Annotated in this window: 24 protein-coding genes; all 24 read left to right on the top strand. The window is 37.7% G+C overall.

Annotated elements, in window-relative coordinates; all coding sequences use genetic code 11:
* The first annotated feature begins 763 nt into the window (after positions 1–763).
* On the top strand, positions 764–1,783 hold the full coding sequence (locus tag ADICYQ_RS05350) for a helix-turn-helix transcriptional regulator (RefSeq protein WP_020893838.1): 1,020 nt from the start codon (positions 764–766) through the stop codon (positions 1,781–1,783).
* A gap of 249 nt (positions 1,784–2,032) precedes the next feature.
* Positions 2,033–2,323, top strand: a complete 291-nt coding sequence (locus tag ADICYQ_RS26630) for an HNH endonuclease (protein WP_081652296.1) — start codon at positions 2,033–2,035, stop codon at positions 2,321–2,323.
* Complete coding sequence (locus ADICYQ_RS05345; RefSeq protein WP_020893835.1) at positions 2,320–2,886, top strand: hypothetical protein; 567 nt, start codon at positions 2,320–2,322, stop codon at positions 2,884–2,886. Before ADICYQ_RS26630 ends, ADICYQ_RS05345 begins: the two co-directional genes overlap by 4 nt.
* A 3-nt stretch (positions 2,887–2,889) precedes the next feature.
* Positions 2,890–3,888: a DUF4407 domain-containing protein gene (locus tag ADICYQ_RS05340; RefSeq protein WP_020893834.1), complete on the top strand. Its 999-nt coding sequence runs from the start codon at positions 2,890–2,892 to the stop codon at positions 3,886–3,888.
* Positions 3,889–4,097: 209 nt separating this feature from the next.
* Entirely contained in the window at positions 4,098–4,628 is a 531-nt protein-coding gene (locus tag ADICYQ_RS05335) for a hypothetical protein (protein ID WP_020893833.1), read from the top strand.
* A gap of 342 nt (positions 4,629–4,970) precedes the next feature.
* The gene (locus tag ADICYQ_RS05330; protein WP_020893831.1) at positions 4,971–5,717 is read left to right on the top strand and encodes a CRISPR-associated endonuclease Cas6; all 747 of its coding nucleotides are present in this window, start codon (positions 4,971–4,973) and stop codon (positions 5,715–5,717) included.
* Entirely contained in the window at positions 5,653–6,180 is a 528-nt protein-coding gene (locus ADICYQ_RS27600; protein WP_200861878.1) for a hypothetical protein, read from the top strand. The genes ADICYQ_RS05330 and ADICYQ_RS27600 overlap by 65 nt, the downstream gene beginning before the upstream one ends.
* Before the next feature lie 109 nt (positions 6,181–6,289).
* Positions 6,290–7,228 (top strand): Cas10/Cmr2 second palm domain-containing protein, encoded by a 939-nt coding sequence (locus ADICYQ_RS05320; RefSeq protein ID WP_040414679.1) that lies wholly within the window; start codon positions 6,290–6,292, stop codon positions 7,226–7,228.
* On the top strand, positions 7,209–7,778 hold the full coding sequence (locus tag ADICYQ_RS05315; RefSeq protein WP_020893828.1) for an RAMP superfamily CRISPR-associated protein: 570 nt from the start codon (positions 7,209–7,211) through the stop codon (positions 7,776–7,778). Before ADICYQ_RS05320 ends, ADICYQ_RS05315 begins: the two co-directional genes overlap by 20 nt.
* The gene (locus ADICYQ_RS05310; protein WP_040414678.1) at positions 7,775–8,059 is read left to right on the top strand and encodes a hypothetical protein; all 285 of its coding nucleotides are present in this window, start codon (positions 7,775–7,777) and stop codon (positions 8,057–8,059) included. The genes ADICYQ_RS05315 and ADICYQ_RS05310 overlap by 4 nt, the downstream gene beginning before the upstream one ends.
* Positions 8,060–8,072: 13 nt before the next feature.
* Entirely contained in the window at positions 8,073–9,281 is a 1,209-nt protein-coding gene (locus tag ADICYQ_RS05305) for a hypothetical protein (protein ID WP_152520464.1), read from the top strand.
* A 2-nt stretch (positions 9,282–9,283) separates the two neighbouring features.
* On the top strand, positions 9,284–10,636 hold the full coding sequence (locus ADICYQ_RS05300) for an RAMP superfamily CRISPR-associated protein (protein WP_020893825.1): 1,353 nt from the start codon (positions 9,284–9,286) through the stop codon (positions 10,634–10,636).
* A 9-nt stretch (positions 10,637–10,645) separates the two neighbouring features.
* Positions 10,646–11,068, top strand: a complete 423-nt coding sequence (locus tag ADICYQ_RS05295) for a TIGR04423 family type III CRISPR-associated protein (protein ID WP_020893824.1) — start codon at positions 10,646–10,648, stop codon at positions 11,066–11,068.
* Between the two features lie 6 nt (positions 11,069–11,074).
* The gene (locus ADICYQ_RS05290) at positions 11,075–12,340 is read left to right on the top strand and encodes a TIGR03986 family type III CRISPR-associated RAMP protein (protein ID WP_020893823.1); all 1,266 of its coding nucleotides are present in this window, start codon (positions 11,075–11,077) and stop codon (positions 12,338–12,340) included.
* A 140-nt stretch (positions 12,341–12,480) separates the two neighbouring features.
* Positions 12,481–12,813 carry a hypothetical protein gene (locus ADICYQ_RS29280; RefSeq protein WP_020893822.1) on the top strand — a complete coding sequence of 111 codons (333 nt, stop codon included), beginning with the start codon at positions 12,481–12,483 and terminating at the stop codon, positions 12,811–12,813.
* 475 nt (positions 12,814–13,288) lie between these two features.
* Positions 13,289–14,770 carry a hypothetical protein gene (locus ADICYQ_RS05280; RefSeq protein WP_020893820.1) on the top strand — a complete coding sequence of 494 codons (1,482 nt, stop codon included), beginning with the start codon at positions 13,289–13,291 and terminating at the stop codon, positions 14,768–14,770.
* Entirely contained in the window at positions 14,740–16,134 is a 1,395-nt protein-coding gene (csx2, locus tag ADICYQ_RS05275) for a TIGR02221 family CRISPR-associated protein (RefSeq protein WP_020893819.1), read from the top strand. Before ADICYQ_RS05280 ends, csx2 begins: the two co-directional genes overlap by 31 nt.
* A gap of 4 nt (positions 16,135–16,138) precedes the next feature.
* Positions 16,139–16,495, top strand: a complete 357-nt coding sequence (locus ADICYQ_RS05270; RefSeq protein ID WP_040414676.1) for a hypothetical protein — start codon at positions 16,139–16,141, stop codon at positions 16,493–16,495.
* Entirely contained in the window at positions 16,492–17,913 is a 1,422-nt protein-coding gene (locus tag ADICYQ_RS05265; protein WP_020893817.1) for an ATP-dependent DNA helicase, read from the top strand. The genes ADICYQ_RS05270 and ADICYQ_RS05265 overlap by 4 nt, the downstream gene beginning before the upstream one ends.
* Before the next feature lie 47 nt (positions 17,914–17,960).
* Positions 17,961–18,971: a CRISPR-associated endonuclease Cas1 gene (cas1, locus tag ADICYQ_RS05260; RefSeq protein ID WP_020893816.1), complete on the top strand. Its 1,011-nt coding sequence runs from the start codon at positions 17,961–17,963 to the stop codon at positions 18,969–18,971.
* Entirely contained in the window at positions 18,955–19,206 is a 252-nt protein-coding gene (locus ADICYQ_RS05255; RefSeq protein WP_020893815.1) for a hypothetical protein, read from the top strand. Before cas1 ends, ADICYQ_RS05255 begins: the two co-directional genes overlap by 17 nt.
* The gene (locus ADICYQ_RS05250) at positions 19,203–19,976 is read left to right on the top strand and encodes a CRISPR-associated primase-polymerase type B (RefSeq protein WP_040414675.1); all 774 of its coding nucleotides are present in this window, start codon (positions 19,203–19,205) and stop codon (positions 19,974–19,976) included. The genes ADICYQ_RS05255 and ADICYQ_RS05250 overlap by 4 nt, the downstream gene beginning before the upstream one ends.
* 1 nt (position 19,977) lies before the next feature.
* Positions 19,978–20,460 (top strand): CRISPR-associated endonuclease Cas2, encoded by a 483-nt coding sequence (gene cas2, locus ADICYQ_RS05245; RefSeq protein ID WP_020893813.1) that lies wholly within the window; start codon positions 19,978–19,980, stop codon positions 20,458–20,460.
* Between the two features lie 17 nt (positions 20,461–20,477).
* On the top strand, positions 20,478–21,959 hold the full coding sequence (locus ADICYQ_RS05240; RefSeq protein WP_020893812.1) for a DUF7017 domain-containing protein: 1,482 nt from the start codon (positions 20,478–20,480) through the stop codon (positions 21,957–21,959).
* Positions 21,960–22,380: the final 421 nt, after the last annotated feature.

Below are 22,380 nucleotides of genomic sequence, written 5' to 3'. Positions count from 1 at the left end.
ATTATCAATATCAAAGTTTAGTCCGAGAGCATCATCCATTACAACAAGGATTAAGACTGTATTAACTCTAAAGTGCCACGCTTTGTGGCCTGGTCAGAGAGTTATCCCGATACGCTACACTTTCGGGACAGGCTATCCACTACAACAAGGATTAAGACAGTGCCCCTGTTGCTACTACGTACATTCCAGCTATAGTCCGAGAGACATCCCGATGCGATACACTTTCGGGACAAGCTATCCACTACAACAAGGAGGAACGAGCGGGAAGAAAAGTGCCAATAAAGGCACTTTTTAGCGAGGGGCCTGATTGCGGGGAATTCCGGAGTAATTATCGCAATTCCTATCAAAAAACATGACCCTATAGTAGGTAGCATCGGTAGTTTTCGATGCCCCAAAACAAAATAGCCGCTTCCTGAGCATAAGGTGTGGCAAACATTCCATGCCGGTTCCTGAGCGGAGCCGAAGGAGTAGGCATTGCGTGCTCGTCACCCTATGGCTTCGGCTCCGCTCAGCCGCCGGGAGTGGTATTAGCGGGAAGGGGTTCTATTACACCTTTAATTTAGATTTCAATCAATCGCAAAGCAAAGTATAAAAGAACCCCCAAATTGTCACTTAGTATTTGTGAGGGGCTTACTTGGCTATAAGAGAATTTGGAATTAATATTACCCCTACTGTTATAGAACAAAAATAAACTTTCTAAACCAATTCAAGTCTTAATTCCATTCATCTTCAGAAATCGAACAAATAAAATATCAGCCCAATTATGGCCATAAATAAACATGTTGACATTAGATTAAGGGTTCTTGATAAATGCTTGCGAAACAAAAGCGACAAGTATGATCTAGAGAAATTAACCAAGGCTTGTACTCAAGCCTTGTACGAGTATGATGGTACCCGAAGTATTTCCCCCAGACAGGTGCGAGATGACCTAAAATACATGGAAGGAGAGCAAGGGTATAGAGCCCCCATAGAAAGATACAAATCAATTCATCACCCCAGAAAAAAATTATTCAGGTATTCCGACCCTGATTTTTCCATAAGTAAACAGCCTCTTTCCAGAGAGGATGCCCAACAGCTTCATGAGACTTTAGTCACCCTTAAACGGTTTAAAGGCTTACCCCAGTTTGACTGGATTCAAGAACTATCCGTTAAACTGCAAAAATTAATTGATACCAAAACTTCAGAAGTCCCAATCATCAGTTTTGACAATAATTCCCGGATTAAGGGCTTGGAATGGATAGACCCGCTTTATTATGCCATTCTGAACAAACAACCATTAATTGTTACTTATACGCCATTTTTCCAGAACAAAGAAACCCACCTCATCTCCCCATATTTATTAAAAGAATTTAATAACCGATGGTTTGTATTGACTAAAACAGACAAAAAGGATTTTTTAATTAACCTGGCATTGGATCGAATTTCATCCATTGCTTCTGGGGATTTTACATATGAGAGTTTAGGTTTTAGTAATCCTGAATCCTTTTTCGAACCAATCATTGGCGTTACCAACGATTTAAATGAACCCATTCAGGATATAGTCCTGAAAATAGAAAAATCACTGTACCCTTATCTCCAGACGAAGCCTATTCATGCCTCTCAAACAGTTCTGGATCCGATCAATAATGACTGGATTCGAATTTCCGTTTCAATCCGTGCCAATTACGAATTTTTTTCATTAATCCTTTCGCATGGCCCGAGAATCAAAGTGGTTTCGCCCGAAACCATTAAAAAAACCATTAAAAATATAATTAGTCAAATGCAACAAATATATTCTGAATAATTTTAAATAGCTGTTAATCAACTATTTAAAATTATTTTTATCATGAAGGCCCACTTGTGAACATAGAGTTCACAAGTGGGCCTTTGCTTTGTAATCTCAATTAACAGAAACCAATCCTATCAAAGCCATGATCTTACATAAATTCAAATTCATCATGTAGTCTGATTCATCTGAAACGCTTAAGGATGGTATCAGGTAAAGAAATCAATTCATTACTAGTCCATGCATCTAAAAGTAAGGAGGTAAAAAATGACAACTACCAAAATAAAGCAAAAAGTTTCCTACGAAGAAGAATTATTATCTCCCCAATGGAAAAAGCTAAGGAAAGCCATACTGATCAGGGACGGGCATAGCTGCCGGAGTTGCGGAAAGAACCACTCCTTACAGGTGCATCATCGTCAATACCACCGAGAAAGGCAAACTGGAGAATGGAAAAAGCCATGGGAATACCATCCGGTATTTTTGGTGACCCTGTGTGACAGGTGTCATTATGAAGGACATACATCATTTTCAATACCAATTAAAGACATAACATCATGACAATATTTGATAGATTATTCAGAAAAAAAAGCCATACCCAAACCCACGCAGAAATGCAGGATTCATCTGGTATAGCAAAAGATTTGTTTGTAGAGGACCGAGATCCTGAAGAGTTATTGCGAGATATAAGCCAAACACTGGAATCCGGACCAGTTTCAGTGCTGGAAGAATTGCTTGGCCGTGACTACTTCGCTATGGGCCGGAGAGTCGGTCTTGAAGACCATCATCCTGAAGTAATGGAAGAGCAATTGGATTTAATTGCCGCGGCTTTTCGAGAAGCTTATTATAGGGAAAAAACAGCAACCTTGGAGCGAATGGACACCTATAAGTTGGAATTAAGTCCAAAAACCAAGGAGGTAATGCCCTATCAATATGCCCGTATAGAAAAAAAAGTAGAGCATGAGCAGCGAAGACTGGAAGACATACAAATTCAAATCGATCTCGCCGGCTGTGGTGAAGGGTATATAGAGCAATCGGTGCGGCAATTTAAAGCCGGTTTTAGAAAGGGTTACACCCTCTGGTTAGACGAAGAAATTGTTTTTAGAGAACGTAAATTACTATAGGCCATGACTATTCAATTCTTTTCAAAAATATTCGGCTATGACCTGGAAATGGTCAAAAGGCAGCCTACAGCCAGTAGGCAAAAAATTGTAACAATGGGTAGCCTTATGCTTATCCCAATAATGCTCTGGATGTTTTCCGGCTTTTACATCAGCAGACATTTGATGGATACAGGTTTATTGAGTAGCCTGGCGGTTGCTTTGGTATTAGGATTAATCATAGGTATTGTGGACCGAAGCTTTATCGCTACACCCAAAATGAAAGGTGGTTATTTACTTCTGGTTTACCGCCTTGGTTTCGCTGTAATCACCACAATATTAGGCGCTTTAGCCATTGATTTAATGGTATTTGCCGGAGATCTTGAAGAATATCGCTCGACACAACAAGAAACAGCTTTGGAGACAGAAAAAGAATCTTATATAGAGCGTCATCTCGATTCAAGAGAGGTTTTAGTAATGGATTTAGAAAAAGCGAAAAGTACGGAAGAGAGGGACAAGCAATCTTATTTGGATGAAATGGAAGGAGTTGGAGGAACAGGAACTTATGGGGAGGGAAAGGTAGCTCTAGCCAAGAAAAAAATGGCAACAAAGGCTGAAATAGAAACAGAACGTACCAGAGAACGCTTGGAAGCCTTTGATAAAAAACTAGAAAAAGACGCCGAAAGCCATGCCAAAAAGGTAACTGAAAAATCGGATGCAGCCATCTTGAGTAAAATCGAAGACCTGCATGCATACCTGAAGGATCGCCCTATTGGGGAACTGATCTACTGGGTATTTTTTCTCTTTATTTTCTTTCTGGAAGGTGCCTTTGTCGTGTACAAATTCGCTGCCTCCAAAAGCCTTTTTGAGGACATGTTGCTGGCAGAAGAAGAAATTGGATTGTATCGCCTAATGCAGTTGCGAGAAAGACGGCGAAAATATTCAGATGAGGATGCCTTACTAGGCCATTCCGCCAGTACCTTACGAAAAATGGCAGACACTGCCCCATCACGACGAATCATTTAATGGAGGCTGGCTAATGGGGATGATTTTTAAGGTGATAAACTTTTTGCCCCCATGTTGGCCTCTTTACCCTTCAAAACATATCGCCGGTCAAGTGAACATAGGACTGACCCTCCTTGGAATATAAAAAACAATGGAAGCAGTAACCCATAAAAAACGGGAGGAACCGAAAAGCCATACGAGTAGGGAAAAAATTAAATCAAAAAATAAACATGACAAAACTAAGCTTAACATTTATTGCCATTCTAATTTCTATAGGCACCTATGCCGGAGACATATTGACCCTAACCAATTCCATGGTCTTTGAGGGTAAAATCACGAAAGTAAAAGATTGTACATTGGTATTTAAAACGGACAATGGAAAATTTCACATTCCTGCCACAGATGTGGCGTCTGTAGTTTTTGGTGACCACACTGATAAAGTATATACAAATTACCTTGAAAAAGTAAATGACGATCCGGGAAATTGCCTAAAAGCAAGGTTGGATGCAGAGAACTATCATGGGAAAAAAGGTGGACACTTTGTTTTGGGAGTACTGTTTGGTCCATTTGCCATGATAGGAACAGCACTGGCAAATCCCAAGCCGGAAAAAGGAAAAAACACCTATTTATTTTCTGAAAACAAGGAATTGTTTGACGACCCCATGTACTTGAGTTGCTACCGCAAAAAGGCCAAAGGCCAATTGATAAGCATGGAGGCTTTAGGCTGGGGATCTTGGTTATTGCTATTACTGGTTTTATAATAAATTCTTAAGGGTGGGGTGGAAAGCATACTGTTTGTTATTTACAGATGCTTTCCACCTACCTGTTGGATCAAACAGAAACCATTTTCCCAAAAAAATACCATGATCGGGGTATTTTATTTACAGTAAAAGTTAGCTTACTTTGAGCTCACCTATAAAATAGTATTTGCAATAAACAAGGGATTTCCATAGATTAATACACTCCATACAGACAATGCAATCAATTCAACTTATACAAGAATCATATAAACTATAGATTCTTGCAAATCAGACATTTCGCTACGTTCATTAAAATAATAATATTTTATAGTAGGGAAATGTTTCAATAAATCCAAAGTAAACATGCCTAATATTAAGGTCATTAAAATTATTTTTGATACCATTCTTAAAACTCATGAAATCCCTGCTTTTCGAGGAGCTATAATAAATGTGGTAGGAAGGGAACATGTGATTTTCCATAATCACTTAGGAGATAAGCAATACCATTATGCCTATCCCTTGGTACAATACAAAACGCAAGGAAGAAATGCCGGCATAGTATGTATTGGTGATGGAGTCGATGAGATCCACCATTTTTTTACAAAAAATGAAGGCATGATTCGACTCGGAAACCAGCAAAGATCACTACAAGTGGAACATGTAAAGTTAAATAAGTTTCAGGTAGAAGTAAGCGAAACAAGCACCCACTATCAAATTAAAGACTGGCTTGCCCTCAATGATAAAAATTACCAACGTTTCGAGCAACTTGAGCTTTTGCAGGAAAAGTTGGTCTTTCTGGAAAAAATTCTCATTGGCAATATCCTTTCCTTTGCGAAAGGGGTTGGGTGGACCGTAGATCAGCCGATACAAGCAAACATTACTGGCTTACCTGAGAGCAGTTGGGTACGGCACAAGGGCATCAAGCTTAAGGCCATGGACCTTACCTTTCGTTCCAATGTTTCCCTACCAGAAGATATCGGGCTCGGCAAAGGTGCCAGTACAGGATTCGGCACCCTTCAAAAAATAAAAATAAAAATTTATCTATATGAGCAAGTATTTATATGGGGCCAGTATACAGGGCATCCAGAGTTTTATTTTTCAGACGAATAAGCTCAAAGAAATCGTTGGGGGGAGTGAATTGGTGGAGGAAATATGTACAAAAATGTTTTATGAATTTATTGATTCAGATGAATTAGATGAAAACATTATAGTCAGTGCTGCTGGGAATATAAAATATGTAGCAGATGAAGAAACCTGCAAAAAACTCGTCAAGGCTTTTCCAATGGAGGTAATGAATAAAGCTTCTGGGGTGACTGTAAGTCAATCGGTCATCAAGCTTGACGCTAGTGTCCCTCTCTCAGTATCTATTAGTCAACTAGAAGAAAAACTAAAGGCGGAAAGGAATAAACCAAACATGCCATTGGAAGTGGGCTATATGGGACTTGAGAGGGCAAGAAGAACAGGGGGCGTGGCTGTAAATTTCAAGAAAAACAGAAAAGGAAACCTAGAAGCATTTTGTGAAAGCACTTTAAAAAAGCTGAATTTCTTGATAAAAACCACAAGAAGAATCTAAGCACACGACGCTATTCCGTAAAGTTTCTGGACTTACCGAAAACCCAAAAGAAATCACACTAGAAATTGAAGAGATCTGTAAAGGTCACAAAAACTCCTGGATTGCTGTAGTGCATGCAGATGGAAATGGATTAGGGAATATAATCCGAGTGATGGGAGAAAAGCTAAAAGATAAAAATTCAGAAGAAAGTAAAGCTGCATTCCGTCAATTTTCACAGGCTTTAGACAAGGCTACTCAGGCAGCCGCACAGTCTGCATTTTGGACTATATATAGTAAAGCTGAGGCATTTAATTCAGATAATAATCACACAGTACGTCCAATTATCTGCGGTGGTGATGATATCTCGATCATTATTAGGGCAGACTTAGCCTTGGAATTCACAGAGATATTCCTAAATGAATTCGAAGTTAAAACCAAAGAAGAATTTAAGGTCTTGGAAAAATATGATATTGATGAATTCAAAGAGGGAATTACTGCATGTGCCGGAATTGCCTATATCAAGGAGTCCTATCCATTACACTACGCCTTGAATCTATCAGAGACCCTGTGTAAAGATGCCAAAAAACTAGTCAAAGAACATCACCTGAGACAGAACGGGATCCCTGAATCTGCCATTGCTTTCTATAAAGTACAAGAGTCATTTACGGATAAGATTTCAGTTCTGAAAGAGCGAACACTTTTAGCCACACAACAAGGTAAAACGCTTGATTACTATTATGGCCCTTATCTCCTAAGTGACATGAAAAATCTTCAAAAAAGATTGAGTGATTTAAGAAAGGAAGCCGATGATTCTCAAGAGGGCTCAAAGGCTATTGGAAAAATCAGAAGAGTGATTTCGGATTCCTTTAAAGACTTCTCTGTGGCTTTGTTCAATCTTCAACGAATGAAAACTATCAACAAAGATTTTTTTAGTAAGCTTCAACTGCAAAATGACTTAGATACATTAACCCTTTTGACAAAGGAAGATTTAGAACAAATAGCGGCAAAGTCGCAATTATTAGATTTAATCACTTTACATGGTTTCAGATATGGCACAAGGCACAATTGATTATAAAGTATACTTTCTAACTGATTGGCATGCTGGTTCGGGTTTAACTTCAGGCGCTGAAGCGGATGCTGTAGTAATCAAAGACAGTGAGGGTTTCCCCTATATACCTGGCAAAACAATGAAAGGATTATTTGCTGATGCATTTCGAGATTTCCAGTCATTGGGCATAGATAAATTTACGAAAGAAAGCTACGATAGTCTTTTTGGCTTCATGGATGAGCAGACTAAAGCAACCTCTCCGGGTTCTCTATTCTTTTCAAACGCGTACTTACCAAAATCTGAAAAATTAGCGATCGGTTTCGATCAGGTAGATTACTTGTACCGAAATATAGCATCAACAGCTATCGAAGCTACTACTGGTGTGGCCAAGAAATCATCGCTTAGGGTTATGGAGGTTTGTATTCCTATTTCTCTTGAGGGCTATATACTCGGTGCAAAAAATGCAGAAGAGCAACTAATTGCTCAACTGGCAAAGTATATCAGGACTATTGGAACCAACAGAAATAGAGGTCTAGGTAGATGTTCCATCAAAACTGAATCAATCAAATGAAAACGATATATTTTAACTGTACCCTTTTATCAGATGTCGTATTAAACAGCAAACTCGCAACAGAGGGAAATATGACCACCTTGGATTATATCCCCGGTAGTAATTTCCTCGGGATTGCTGCGAGACACCTTTATGGCAGACCTTCAGAGTCTGGCAAACTAACTCAAGAGGAAGCTTTTCAGGTATTTCATTCTGGGGAAGTGATTTTTGGAGATGGGAGGATTGCCACTAGTCTAAATGAAATTACTTACGCTGTCCCATTCTCTTTTTTTTCAAGATAAATTACATTCCAATTTGGAGTCTGATCGAATTTATCTTCATCATTTAATTTCTAAGATAAACCTACCAAAAGATGAAAAAGACACTCCACTCCAATTACAGCAATCTCGTACAGGCTACATTTCATCCAAAGGAAACTTAGTCAAGGAGATTCAGAAAAAATTTAGTTTAAAATCTGCATATGATCGAGAATCAAGGACTTCCAAAACTGGAAAGATGTTTGGTTTTGAAGCACTTCCGGCTGGATCAAATTTTATTTTCTCTATACAGTCTGATAATTCTGGCTTGCTCGAAAAGGTGAAAAATGCAATAAAAGGGAATCAAAGTCTCGGAAAATCCAAAACAGCGGAGTTTGGTCAGGTAGAAATAAAACCAATAGAACCTATAACCCAAATCAATTCTTTCGATACCGATAATGAATTTGTACTGGTTTATGCAGAGAGTAACCTTTGTTTTTTTGACGAATCAGGACAGCCAACTTTCCAACCAACAGTTGAGGATTTGGGACTGAATGCTGGTAAAATAGAATGGGCAAAATCCCAGATCAGAACTTATAGCTATGCCCCCTGGAACGGCCAAAGAAAAACCACCTCCATGCAGCGTCATTGCATCCTAAAAGGCTCTGTTTTTTATGTCAAAGGAGCTTCATTAGATGAATCCTCTAAATACATCGGACACTATAATTCTGAAGGGTTAGGTAAGGTGATCTACAACCCAGAATTCTTAAAAGGAATTGACATCTCGGGTGAATCAAAATTAAAAATTAATTTAGATAAGGTACACTCTTTAGGAATTGAAAAAGGGACCATAACTACTCCATTATCAAAATTACTGGAGAAAAAACACCTCGATTCCAAAATAGAACTTATAACCTCTCAAGAAATCCATAAATATGTACACCACTTGGTTCCAAAGGAATACCCTAAACTTAAGGATGTTTCTGCAAGCCAATGGGGAAACATTCGATCTATAGCTTCCCGAGAAAAAAGTCTAAAGGAAATCAAAGAAAAACTTTACGATGGCAAAAATGCCTACCTCACCCACGGTGTGTCTTTCGAGAAATGTTGGGGAAAAGATGGGAGTAGAAGATTAAATGATTTCAAAACAATCGTCTCAAAAGTGGAAAACCTAGACGCTTTTGGTAAAGAGGAATTAAAAGCTGATCTCAGAATTTTCATTTCCAAGTTTGCCGCTGAAATGGCAAAAACTTATAATAAACAGTAGCCATGTCCAAAACAATAATCAAATATATCGCGAGATTCTTATTGGAAGCTGAGACTCCTCTTTTTGTTGGATCTGGTAATTCCTCGCTATTGAAAGATGCCCTTGTACAAAAAGATGCCAATGGCTTTCCAATGATTCCGGGCACTTCTTTGACCGGGGTCCTGAGACATAGTTTTTCCAAACTTCAAACAGGTAAAAAGTTTATCGAAATTTTTGGAGACTCCAAAGGAGGAGATATGGGAACAGGCTCTTTGGTCAAAATCAGTCCTGCACTAATGATGCTAGATAAACAAACTGTGTCAGAAGGATTAATTCTAGATGATAAATGGGAGGCCTTGAAAGAGCAGTTCGATCATTTGCCGGTTCGGCAGCACGTCCGAATCACGGAAAAAGGGGTAGCGGAAAAAAATGGATTATTTGACAATGAAGTGATTTTTAAAGGAACACGGTTTGTTTTTGAGCTTGAGCTTACGGATTTGACAAATGACTTTCAAACAGAATGGAAGAAGCTTCTTGAAATCGTCCAAAGTCCGGATTTTAGGATTGGAGCAGGAATCCGCAATGGCTATGGAAGCCTAAGAGTATTAAAGATTCTAGATAAAAAATTTGACTTATGTACAGAACTACCTGATTTTTTGGAGTTTTCACCCTCCTTCAATGCCACAGACTGGAGTAAAATCAATGATGTAAATCAACCTTCGGATACTTCCAACGCCTCTAAAAATCATTTTCGATTGATCTTGACTCCCGATCCTTTTTTCATTTTCGGATCAGGCTTTGGTGATGATGAAGTAGATAAAACACCTTTAGAAGAAGAAATTGTCGTGTATAATGAAAGCGGAATCAGTTTTAGCAAACAAACCCTAATTCCCGGGTCTTCTCTGAAAGGTGCCATAGCCCATCGGGTAGCGTTCCATTGTAATAAAAAGAAGTTGGCTGAAGGAAAACCTACTAAAACTGGAAATGCCAATGAAGCTGTTGTAGCCCTTTTTGGAAAAGCGGGAAAAGACATCAGCGATCCTTCTGCTGGAAAAGTTTTTATTAATGATATTTTTCTCTCCTCAGAGTCAGTCAAGAATGATAAGATATTCAATCATGTCGCAATCGATAGATTTACCGGTGGAGCCATGGAAGGCGCTTTGTTTTCGGAGAAAGTCAGCTACATCAATGATGAAAGTATGAAGATAGATGTATTCGTAGAAAAAACCGTTTCTGATGAGCATATGGCAGTTTTAGAGGAAACATTAATGGATATCTGTAGGGGCTTACTTCCCTTGGGAGGCATGACCACTAAGGGGCATGGTATTTTTACTGGCACCTTAATAATAAATCAAAAAGAAATTTATAGCTATTGATAATCAGCCATGAAGAACTATTTCAACCATAAAATCAACACCATCCAAGCTATTCCTGATCACAAATACACGGGATATTATTGGATGTCTGATAAGGACAAACCTGAAATGCTTTTTGATCAACCTTTTCCAAAAGAGAAGTTTGGTGAAGGGAAAAATCCTTTTTGTATAGAAGCTTTACTCTATTCACCAAAAGAGCAACTTTCTATACAAATCCTGCATACTGGTCAGTATATAGTAAGCGCTTATGAACTAGGTAAGCTCAAGGGGCTAAAAATAGAAGAGAAATCCTTTCTACCCCATAAGCTTGAAAATGTCGGAAAAGTTTTATTCAAACAAGTTTGGGAAGAAGTTCCCTTACCAGTTGATGAGCAAGAAAGCATGCCTACACTTGAGCCGTCTGCTTTAATTTTCTGTGGATTTAAATATTAAGAAAAAATGACTATAGTAAAATCACCCTATAATTTCGTTCCCGCTCCTACCGAGGAGCAGGTTTTTAAGCCCGATTGGGCTGAGAAAGTAAGCCATGATGTCCCTTTTGAAGATGGGGAAAGTGGTGAGATCGAGATCGAAATTACCGCAGAGACTCCAATTTTTATTAGAAATGGACACACAAAGCCTGAAGAAGGAACGAAACCGACATCGGAATTTTCTTATTACATAGATTCAAAAGGTCAGAAGAAGTATTTTATTCCAGCTACTTCGATCAAGGGAATGGTAAGGAATGTGCTGGAGATTATGAGTTTTTCTAAGTTAAATAAAGACCTGATTAATGATAATAGGTACGCATTCCGAGATTTATCCAGTTCGTCCAATCAATACATGTCGAGGTACAAAAACTCTAAAATACAAGGAGGCTGGTTATTAGAAAACAGTGATGGTTCGTGGCAAATTGAAAAATGTGAACAAATAGCCCATATTGATCAAAGAGAATTATTAGAAAGTATTGGAATTCCATTTAGAAAAGAATTTCTTAATAGGCAACCTATTGAAAAAGATGCGAAATATAAGTATGAGCATCCCAAAGTGGGACAAGTAGGATTAACTCATTCATTTTCCATTAGTACTCATAAGCTTTTCGGAAATGTGGAGATTAATCTCGCAAAATTAGAATCGCCTGGAAAAAAAGGAATTCTTGTATTTACTGGGCAACCAGGTAAACGCTCAGAACCAGAGGGAGAAAAAGCTTCAGGTAAAATAAGAGAATTTGTATTTTTTGATGCAGAAGCACCTAAGATTATCCCTGTAAATAAAGAGCAACAAAAGGATTTTAAGTTTATATACGGTCATGATGACCCAAATAATATTTCTCCAGATTGGAAATACTGGAGCGAGAAGCTAAAGAAAGGACAGACGATTCCTGTATTTTTTTCTGAGGATAGCTCAGGTGGGTTACAACATTTTGGATTGTCTTATATGTATAGGCTTCCTTTTAAGCATAGAATCAGTCAAATGGAACCATTGATTTCTTACAAATCCGATCAAGATCTAGCCAATACAATTTTTGGGTTTACAAAAAAAGAAGTGAGCTTAAAAGGGAGAGTCATGTTTGGACATGCATTAGCAGATAACTCAAGTGTGAGAGAAATGGGAGTTGTTGATGTTATTCTTGGAGGACCCAAAGCTTCCTACTTCCCATTTTATTTGACGCAATTTAAAAAAACGGAAAATATTACACCTACGATGATTCAGATGCCAGACTAAGGGGGTTTAAAAGATATCCAGTTAAGGATAAAGAAGAAAAATCAGTTATAGGGGATAATTATAAAGTAGTCTCCCATTTAAACCCACTTGACAAGGGAGTAAAATTCAAATTAAAAGTCAGGTTTCATAATTTAAAACAAGTGGAAATAGGGGCCTTGCTCTCAGCTATTACCTTTCATGGCTATTCCGATCAATTTTATCACAGCCTAGGTGCTGGAAAGCCTCTTGGCTATGGAAAAGTAAAATTCAATGTAAATGGTTTGAAATTTCTAGAAAAATCTGCTGAAGAGTACATGCTTGATTTTGAAAATATGATGATTTCTATCAATCCTAACTGGATCTCAAGTCCTCAAATTCATGAACTTTTTGCAATGGCAAAAGGTGGAGTCGATGAAGATTTTCTACAATATCCCTCCATCCAGGAATATGCTAACTACAAAAAGGAAAAGAAAACAAACAGCCAAAGGATTTAGATCACTTAGACAGCTTTACAGAGACTTTTGAATTAGATGATATTTCAAAAATCATCAAGCCATTTGCTGTCAGATTAAAACCACAAACTACTCTACAATTAGATTTCGACAATTATCAAGATCTCTCAAAATATCTCAATGAAGAAATCAGTATTTTTGGAGAATTTACTGAGAATAATAAAAAGTTGATTTTTGAAAAAATAATCACAATAATCGAATCCAAACATAAAGACTCAATTAAGAAACTCAGGAAAGAAAGTCATTGGGAAGGAAATATTACAAATTGGCTTGGTCAGCAAGAAATGAAGTTCTTAAAGGAAAGATTAATGCCATTCTTATAGCGTATCCACTCTCCTCTCCATTATTTCAGATCAGGTGGTACTATCCTGTTATTTATCTATCAATTTCATAAAAATGATTTAAATTTTCCAATGAAATTTTTAGGACATCTTAAGATAATTAAAAAATTTACCTCATGGCTAATCTAAACCCACTCAATACTTCTTTTCCGAAAACAATGATTGGGGTAGCAACAGCTCAAAACACAGTCAATACGGTGCCAGCTATTCAATTAGGTATACCCAACTTTCAATTTATAGAAACTGAAGGAGCAAAAAAAAAGGGATGGGTTGCTTTGGCTGAGAAGGCTTTATCGAACAAAAAAATCATGGTAAAGCCATCCATCTTCCTAAATACTGAAATTGAATCAGATCCCTTTCAAATCTGCACCTATTTGCCCACAAAGGTAGACAGCAATCATCCTATTCTCTGGAATATTGGTGGGGGACAGAAAAATCATATTCTAGGTTTATGGGAAACTTTTAAACTACGTAAAAATTATAACGATCAGGTTTGCTATTCAAATATTCAAAGTCGGGTAATCGAACTCTGGTCCTGGGAAGACGATAAAATCAAGCATTACCAGATCCCTTTAGACTACGAGGACGAACTGTCAAATTATTTAACCGTCTACGGCTTCGAAATCAAGGAAGGAGGTGAAGGAAACCTGCTTTACGAAAACGGTAAGATTAAAAACAAACAAGAGACATTTGACTGGTTTCAATTTCAGGAATTTAGATATTTTGTTGCTTCTATTTTCGAAAAAAAAGCTCAAAGTATGCCTCAAACTTTCACTTTGGAGGAAGTTAAAAAGAAACTAAATGGAAATGTAGACGACCTTTCTGAAGAACTTTTCCAAATACTACTAAAAAACAATCCCCAGATAAAGGCTGAAAATGATATTGTTCATTTACAAAAAAATGTTTTGAAATTCAACATTCTCAATCTGGTCTTAAGTTTTATAAAAAAGAAATTGCTAGTTAATGAAAGATTTTTACCAAAGGAATTCACTTTTTCTGACCCAGCCCTAATCGAAAATCTAGAAAAAATTGAATTACCTAGAACACTCAAAAAAACCACAGAAAACTTAGGGAAAATTCTAGGCATGTCTTCGGGTTTTTATTTCGAGAATATCTTAATCAGCCAGATTCAAAAAATCCTGGAAAAGGGTAATCATATAATCACAAAAGCATATGCTAATGTGAAAATAAAATCAAGAGAAAATGAGGCTGAATTTGACATTTTATTGCTTACAAGCCTTGGAACACTCCATGTTTTAGATGGTAAACTCGATGCCTTTGACAAAAAAGATGAAAATTCTAGAAAGCACGTATTGTCTCAAGCAGGAGGGGCCTTTTCTTCATTTCAGCCTGTTTTTTTATTCTACCCAGAAGATATGACTAAAGATCATATATCTCAATCTATTCTTCAGAAACTTAAGGACTATGCGGTGTCCAAATCAAATTTTATGATTTTCAACACAACTGGAAATGCTACAGAAAGGATTACTATAGACGAAATAGAGGTTGAAGTGAAGCATTTTAACAACCTCCTCCAGCACTTAGGCCTGAAAAAAACTAATTTAATATGTCCAGAAAAATCCTTCTCTCATTCTTAGGTACCAACAACTATATCCCTTGCAACTATTACATTGAAGGGCAAAACGGTAGAAAGGTTGAAAACGTCAAATATATCCAAGAAGCATTGGTTAGACTAGAGTGTAAAGATTTTTCCTCCCAAGATAAGGTTTTACTATTTTTAACGAAAAAGGCGGAAAAAATGAATTATTGGGATAATGGTCAATTTAACCCTGAAACCAAGGAGTTCAACTTTCTTAATGCTGGATTAAATACCTGCCTTAAAAAACTTAAAAAGGAAGATTTTCATTTTCAAATCAACCATAAACCAATAAAAGAAGGCTTTTCAAAAGAGGAGGTCTGGTCCATATTTGAAACTGTAGCGGATGAAATTCAGGAAGGAGATCAGGTTATTTTTGATATTACTCATGCTTTCCGTTTTCTACCAATGCTAGGAGTGGTATTGCTGAATTTCTTGAAGGTTACAAAAAATATTACCGTATTAGGAATTCATTATGGCGCATTTGAAAAACTAGGTTCGATTCAGGAAGTTATAAAAATGGAGATCGAAGACCGAAATGCACCAATCCTCGATTTAAATATTCTTTTGGAATTCCAAACCTGGACTTCTGCGGTGAACAACTTTGTGAAATTTGGAGAAACCAAAGAATTAAGTAAGGTCAGTCAACCCATAATAAATAGACTCATGTCTAAAAGTAAAGGCACTGATTTAGTAACCAAGGACGTAAGGTATGTGATAGATCAATTAGCCTTACTCCTTTCCAACCTCCAGACCAATCGTTTAAATATTTTACTGGATCAGGATTTTACAGATTTTAAGGAGAAGTTAGAAAAATTACCTGAATCAGACATTGACATTAAACCTATCAAGCAGATTCTGAAATTGATTCAAAATAAGGTAACCCCAATTATCATTTCTAGGGAGTTAATTTGGCTTGAAAGTGCGAAATGGTGTTTAGAACATCAATTAGTCCAGCAGGCCTATACCCAGTTACAAGAAGGATTGTTGACTTATTCCATGCAATTGTTTGAAAACGAAATAAATTCAAATAATGCATTAAAAACTTTATTTGAAAAACACTCATTCCCCACTTCTCCAGAAAGAGGACATATACAAGACCGTCTTTTTTTCAGTAGCCTATTGAATTTTATATACAAAGCTTCCCGAAACATGCTAAAAGACAACGACGAAGGTGGACTCGTCGAAATTTCAATGATTTTACAGGGAGATTTTTTTAAAAGTCTTGGGACAATTTATGCTTACATCACTGAACCCCGTAACGATATTAATCACGCGGGAATTAGAAATGACCCCATGAAATCAGCCGCACTTAAAACAAGAATTGGCGAATTGATAAAACAAGTAGAAACTTTATTATCCTAATATAATGCTCCTTAATCTCTCCAACCACCCTTCTTACACTTGGTCACAAAAGCAAATGGAAATGGCTGTGCTCAAATATGGCACGGTTGAAAATCTTCCCTTTCCCCAAGTAGACCCGGATCTTGACGAGGAAGCTTTGGAACATCTCGTTAATCTGTATTTCAAAAAAGTAATTGTGTACAAACCGGCTGCCATACACATTATGGGAGAACTAACCTTTTGCCTGGCTTTGGTTAGCAAACTCACAAAAACAGGCCTCCCCTGCCTGGCCTCCACCACTCATCGAATTAGCGAGGTGTTACCGAATGGCAGTAAGGTCTCTAAATTTGAATTTGTCCGTTTTAGACAGTACAAGTTATGAATAAAGACATCACCCTGAATCCTCAGCAAGCGGATGCCTTAGAGCAAATTCGTGATTTCCTTTCACTCCGAGGTCATGCCATTTTTATACTGAAAGGCTATGCTGGGACAGGAAAAACGACCCTCTTACAGTATCTGGCTGCGGAATTAGAGAAAACCAAAAAACCTTTTTCGCTTTTGGCTCCAACCGGCAGGGCTGCCGCTGTTTTACGCGCCAAAACAGGCTTTACTGCCAAAACCATCCATTCGGAATTGTACCATTTTAAAGATATTGATGGCGAGGTAGAAGAAACAATTGAAAACCCCCAGGCCGATCAATATGGGCAAATGCGCCTGCTCTTTGAAGTACGCAAAGCTGATGAAGATGATGACAAGCTGTATATCGTTGATGAGGCTTCCATGCTTGGGGATGTCAAAGCAGAAGAAAGCTCCTTTGCAAGCTTCGGAAGCGGTCACCTTTTGACAGATTTTCTGAGCTTGGTCGGTAAGAATAAAGTGATTTTTGCCGGAGATCCTTGCCAGCTTCCGCCTGTTGGGAGCCGGGAAAGTCCCGCACTTACTGAAAGCTGGTTTAGGTTGCAGGGTAGAAAGGTACAAAGTACTGAAATCACTCAAATCCTCAGACAAAAGCAGGATTCTGAAGTCTTGAAACTGGCTACCCGTATACGTCGAATGACGAGCCAAACTTTTCATAGTCGCTACGTAAAACTGCCTGCACTTTCCCGTACAGACATCTGTTTATATTCCTATGATGAAATGCTAAATAAGTACATTCAACATTTAAAAGCCAAAGGAAATGAACAAAGTATTGCCATCACCCTTTCCAATTTCAATTGCCTCGACATCAATTTAAAAGTGAGGCAACACCTGTACGGAAATGCCTATGCGCCTGTACAACCGGGCGATCTCCTGATGGTTACCCAAAACAACTACCTAATTCCTCTTACAAATGGAGACTTTGCAGAAGTATTAGAGGTGGGAGATCTGGTAGTTAAGAAAGGCATACACTTTCAGCATGTTACCATCAAAGCACGATTGACAGGGAAAACGTATGAGACCCTACTCTGTTTGGATCCACTCCACCGAGGTAGCCCCAACTTAATTCCTGATCAACAGCGCCTTCTAATGATCGATTTCAGTCAGCGAATGCACAAAAACAAAGTAAAAAAGAAGTCAGACATCTATTTTGATGCCCTTTACAAAGATCCTTACCTCAACAGTCTCCGGGCCAACTTTGGCTATGCCGTAACTTGTCATAAAAGCCAAGGAGGCGAATGGGAAGAGGTATTCTTCTTTCTTAACAAAGGGATGTACCGAATGGAGCCCCCTGAACTTTTACGCTGGTGGTATACCGGAATAACCCGCTCAAAGGAAAAACTGCGAATGGTAAGTGACTGGTGGATTGCAGGAAGTAGATAAATTGATTAAAAATAATCTGTAAAAATTTTTCGAATAAAAAAAGCATCATGCATTTAGTCATCAATACCTTTGGAGCTACCTTGACGAAAGAAAATGGATTGTTTGTGGTACAAACTCAGGAAGGGAAGCAAACATTCCCTCCTGATGTGGTCAAAAGCATTAGCATTTCAAAAGCAGCAAGGATTACCTCAGATGCTATAATATTAGCTATTCATCATCAGGTAGAAGTACTGTTTGTAAATGAAATGGGAAATCCTGAGGGTCGGGTATGGAGCATTAAGTATGGTAGTATTTCGAATATTCGTAAAGCTCAGATAAATTTTCTATACTCTAAAGCGGCAGTTTCTTGGGTAAAAGACCTAATCCAGTTAAAACTCGACCATCAAATTGCTTTACTGCTGGCTTTTCTACCAGAAAAAGAAATTGACCAAAAAACATATAATCATTTCCGCTCTGCTATTAACAGTGTAGAGGATTATAAAAATAAAATTGGTCAACAAAACGGAGACATTGTCTCTGAAGTAGCGCCAAGTCTCAGGGGTTGGGAAGGCGCTGCCGGAAAAAGGTATTTTCAGGCGATTTCATTTTTAATGCCTGAAGCCTTTTCCTTTGAAGGAAGAAACAGAATGCCTGCCAAAGATCCTTTCAACTCCTTACTAAATTATTCCTATGGGATTCTTTATGGTAAAGTGGAAGGTGCTTTGATCAAAGCAGGAATAGATCCCTACGTAGGTATATTTCACCGTGATGACTACAACAGACCAGCTTTGGTATTTGATATGATTGAACCCTACAGAGGGTGGATGGACTATGTGGTCATCCGACTGTGCCAGGAAAATGCTATTCCAGCAGAAGCCTTCAGCTTGGATCCCCATAGCAGGGCGATGTTATTGGGTCCTTTGGCAAAAAGAATCTTGATCCAATCAGTAAATGATTATTTGGGGGAAATTATTTCTATTAAAGGGCGAAATCTTAGTAGGGCATCCCATATGGAAGAAGACATGCATAAACTGGCAAAAGTATTTTTAAATCATATAGCAAATGATCCGATTAGGTAAACACGTAACTCAAGCGGGAGACCAATTATACGATGTAGAGGTAAAAAAGATCCACAAAGCCTTGCAAAATGAGAAGGGGGAGGTAGCAGTTTTGCTACAAAGACTTCAGGCAATTCGAGCAATGGATCCTGCAAAATACAGGAAATTAAAAACCCAACTTCCCTATATTGTTTGTGCTCAATTTCATCCTAAAGTAAGGAAAAAGAAAATTTTCTTTTTACAGAACGCTTTTTGATTGATATAGATCATCTCTCTGAACATGATTTAGATTTAGAAACATTAAAGAAAAAATTTACCCGTGATTCAAGACTGGAGTTAATGTTCGTTTCTCCAAGTGGTGATGGCCTCAAACTGATGTTTCGATTATCTGAACAAATAACAGACCCTAGCTATTATGTCACTTTTTATAAAGCCTTTTGCCTATCCTTTGGGAAACAGTATTGTTTAGGAGCGGCCCTAGACCATAAGACTCATGACGTAAGCAGGTGCTGTTTTGTTAGTTGTGACCTTACAGCTTACTTCAACCCCGATTCAAGTCCTATCATTCCTACTGAATTTGTAAGCCAAGAAAATTTTTGGGAAATGGAACAGGTCGAGATTGCCATCAAAGAAACCGAAAAAATACAAAGACAAGTTTCAATCGAAAAGCAACCTGAAAAAGGTATTCAAAAACAAGCATTACCCGATTCGGTCATGGACCGAATAAAAGAAAAAATGGGTATGCGTGTAAAAAGAAATCCAGAAAAAGAATACATTCAACCCAAAGAATTGGAAGAAATCATGACTGTAATTGAAAAGGCAGTGAAGGAGGTTGGGGTGAATATAGAATCTGTTAAACCTATATCCTATGGTAGGCAAATACGTTTTGGGGCAGAAAATATTTGGTCAGAAATAAACATTTTTTCAGGAAAAAAAGGTGTCAGTATAGTCGGCACTACCAAAACAGGAAGCAACAAAGCTTTTTGCAATCAAATGGTTGAGTATTTAATTACCTATTTAAATTGATATGGCAAAACCTCCAAAAAAAGTATTTGATTTAAAAGAGAAAATAGAAAAGCTTAAAGCCGCTGGGTTCACTTCTGGCAATCCACAAACCACCAGAAAAAAAGATGGTGATGAATTGGCACCTTTACCGGATCGAATCCGCTTGATCCTAGGTATACTTCAACAAAGTCCCAAAAAAAGTACGCATATGAATTATCTGATCATGTACGATATAGAAAACAATAAAGTTCGAAGGTTGGTAGCCAAATACTTGGAAAAACAAGGTTGTGTTCGTGTACAGAAATCCATTTTTCTCATTCATTCGGATCATAAAAAATATGATGAAATACGGGAAACACTTGTTGATATTAATGATGCTTATGACAATAATGACAGCATTATACTGGTTCCCTTAAATATTAGTGATGCCCGAAGCATGAAACTCATTGGTAAAAACGTGGACATTTCAAGAATAGTAGACCCACCCAATACTGTGTTTTTATAATTTACAAATAGTGTGAAATGGATAATACTGTCAGTGAACTTCGCAAAGCTGGAAACCTAGCCAAAGCATACGAATTGGCGAAAAATGGTCTCAATGAAAGCCCAAAAAACTTGTCAGCTAAAATTTCAATGGCTTGGGTACTCCATGACTATTTGAAAGCCCAATCTTCTAACACATCACCTCTTCAATCTGTGAAAGTCTTAAAAGAAATTCGGAAACTCGGACCATTGCATGGTGCAGCACTTTTATATGATCAGATAGCCTTTTGGACGGGTACTGCTCTCTTAAATCATTCAAAATCTAAGCATCCCGAAAGCGAATTAATCGAACAGCTTTTCCAATCCATTGAAGATTTTCCTTTCCCAAAACCTTCAAAGCAATACACTTGGCTACTAACTGGTTTTTTGGCTCACTGGGAAAATTGGTCCGGATTTATAGGTTTGATGAACTGGTGGGGTTGGGAAAATTTTCGTGAAGAGGATTTTTTAACGACTACCAAATATAACAAACAGTACCTGTCCATCGTAGAAAAACTGATAGGCAGGTACACCAAGATAATTCTTCAAAAAGCTGTTGGAAATGAACTTCCTCATAAGGTATTATCAAACCTTTGCCATTCACTTTTAAGGTTCATGGAACAGCAACATTCAAAATGCAAAAATTATACTTTTTATCCCTATTACAAAGCCAAGGTATTGTTTCTGATAGGAGAAAAAAATAAAGCAAAAGCGTGTTTCCTCCCCTTTGCAAAAAAAAGAATAAGAGATTTTTGGGTGTGGGAGTTACTAAGTCAACTGGAAACAGAACCCGAAATGGCACTAGCCTACCAGGTCAAGGCTGTAAGTGTAAAGACAAAACCTGAATTTTTAGCTAAAGTAAGAGAAGATTTAGTAAACCGAATCATTCCCATAAATCAAGATTGGGCAAAAACAGAATTAGAGCGTATCATTAAGCTTAGAGAAAAAAATGGCTGGCCATTAACCAATGGTATCAAAGAAAAAATGGCTGAAAAATGGTATCTGGAGGGAAAAATAATTTCAACAAAAATCATTTACCAGCAATATTCAGAAATTGCTAATAGGGAATTTCTGGAAAACCCTATAAGTTTTAAACTTTTAATTAATGGGAGTAAATCAGATACTAAGCAAACATTTGGTTTGAATCCCAATAAGGAAACAATCAAATTAATTACAAGAAGCCTACAACTTCAGACCGGACAAGCTTATGAAATAGTAGGACAACAAGCTCCCAATGGGTGGATTTTCGTACACCAAGCCAAGAAGTTCGAAGACGATAGATTATTCAGTAATTGGATAATAACCAAATCAGGGAAATTCACCATGCACCCTAGCAAACAATTTGGCTTTGTAAAAGATATATTTATTCCTCCCTCTTTATTAATAGAATTTTGTATAGAGGATGGGGTACTGGTCAGGGTTAAGGCGATTCAATCCTTTGATAAGAAAAAGAAAAGTGGGGATGGCAAGGCTATTCAATAACTCTAATTAAACACTAAATCAAATTTGCATAATCAATAAAAAGCCTCTAGATTTAGAACAAGGGAATCAGAAAAGAGCGTTTATGAAGGCTAAAACAGGGAGAAATCCAACAACACAAGGACATAACCAAAACTTAGTCAATTACTTATGGAATCAGCAGTCCGAGAGACACATCCACTACAACAAGGATTAAGACATCTTACTTCAGTGTCTCTAAGTACAGTAAGCCCGAAGTCCGAGAGACACATCCACTACAACAAGGATTAAGACCATAACTAGAATCCTTTTTGATCTTGGCCCGAACGTCCGAGAGACACATCCACTACAACAAGGATTAAGACAATCAACCCCTTTTTGTTTAATGTTTATGAATAACATGTCCGAGAGACACATCCACTACAACAAGGATTAAGACCTATAT

Origin of the sequence: Cyclobacterium qasimii M12-11B (genome assembly GCF_000427295.1) — a bacterium.
Classification (GTDB): domain Bacteria; phylum Bacteroidota; class Bacteroidia; order Cytophagales; family Cyclobacteriaceae; genus Cyclobacterium; species Cyclobacterium qasimii.
This window is presented reverse-complemented; position numbering and strand designations above follow the sequence as displayed.

Excerpts from the sequence above, each read along its gene's own strand:
- ADICYQ_RS05350 (WP_020893838.1), top strand. The coding sequence starts at position 764 with ATGGCCATAAATAAACATGTTGACATTAGATTAAGGGTTCTTGATAAA.
- ADICYQ_RS26630 (WP_081652296.1), top strand. The coding sequence starts at position 2,033 with ATGACAACTACCAAAATAAAGCAAAAAGTTTCCTACGAAGAAGAATTA.
- ADICYQ_RS05345 (WP_020893835.1), top strand. The coding sequence starts at position 2,320 with ATGACAATATTTGATAGATTATTCAGAAAAAAAAGCCATACCCAAACC.
- ADICYQ_RS05340 (WP_020893834.1), top strand. The coding sequence starts at position 2,890 with ATGACTATTCAATTCTTTTCAAAAATATTCGGCTATGACCTGGAAATG.
- ADICYQ_RS05335 (WP_020893833.1), top strand. The coding sequence starts at position 4,098 with ATGACAAAACTAAGCTTAACATTTATTGCCATTCTAATTTCTATAGGC.
- ADICYQ_RS05330 (WP_020893831.1), top strand. The coding sequence starts at position 4,971 with ATGCCTAATATTAAGGTCATTAAAATTATTTTTGATACCATTCTTAAA.
- ADICYQ_RS27600 (WP_200861878.1), top strand. The coding sequence starts at position 5,653 with ATGAGCAAGTATTTATATGGGGCCAGTATACAGGGCATCCAGAGTTTT.
- ADICYQ_RS05315 (WP_020893828.1), top strand. The coding sequence starts at position 7,209 with ATGGCACAAGGCACAATTGATTATAAAGTATACTTTCTAACTGATTGG.
- ADICYQ_RS05310 (WP_040414678.1), top strand. The coding sequence starts at position 7,775 with ATGAAAACGATATATTTTAACTGTACCCTTTTATCAGATGTCGTATTA.
- ADICYQ_RS05300 (WP_020893825.1), top strand. The coding sequence starts at position 9,284 with ATGTCCAAAACAATAATCAAATATATCGCGAGATTCTTATTGGAAGCT.
- ADICYQ_RS05295 (WP_020893824.1), top strand. The coding sequence starts at position 10,646 with ATGAAGAACTATTTCAACCATAAAATCAACACCATCCAAGCTATTCCT.
- ADICYQ_RS05290 (WP_020893823.1), top strand. The coding sequence starts at position 11,075 with ATGACTATAGTAAAATCACCCTATAATTTCGTTCCCGCTCCTACCGAG.
- ADICYQ_RS05280 (WP_020893820.1), top strand. The coding sequence starts at position 13,289 with ATGGCTAATCTAAACCCACTCAATACTTCTTTTCCGAAAACAATGATT.
- csx2 (WP_020893819.1), top strand. The coding sequence starts at position 14,740 with ATGTCCAGAAAAATCCTTCTCTCATTCTTAGGTACCAACAACTATATC.
- ADICYQ_RS05270 (WP_040414676.1), top strand. The coding sequence starts at position 16,139 with ATGCTCCTTAATCTCTCCAACCACCCTTCTTACACTTGGTCACAAAAG.
- ADICYQ_RS05265 (WP_020893817.1), top strand. The coding sequence starts at position 16,492 with ATGAATAAAGACATCACCCTGAATCCTCAGCAAGCGGATGCCTTAGAG.
- cas1 (WP_020893816.1), top strand. The coding sequence starts at position 17,961 with ATGCATTTAGTCATCAATACCTTTGGAGCTACCTTGACGAAAGAAAAT.
- ADICYQ_RS05255 (WP_020893815.1), top strand. The coding sequence starts at position 18,955 with ATGATCCGATTAGGTAAACACGTAACTCAAGCGGGAGACCAATTATAC.
- cas2 (WP_020893813.1), top strand. The coding sequence starts at position 19,978 with ATGGCAAAACCTCCAAAAAAAGTATTTGATTTAAAAGAGAAAATAGAA.
- ADICYQ_RS05240 (WP_020893812.1), top strand. The coding sequence starts at position 20,478 with ATGGATAATACTGTCAGTGAACTTCGCAAAGCTGGAAACCTAGCCAAA.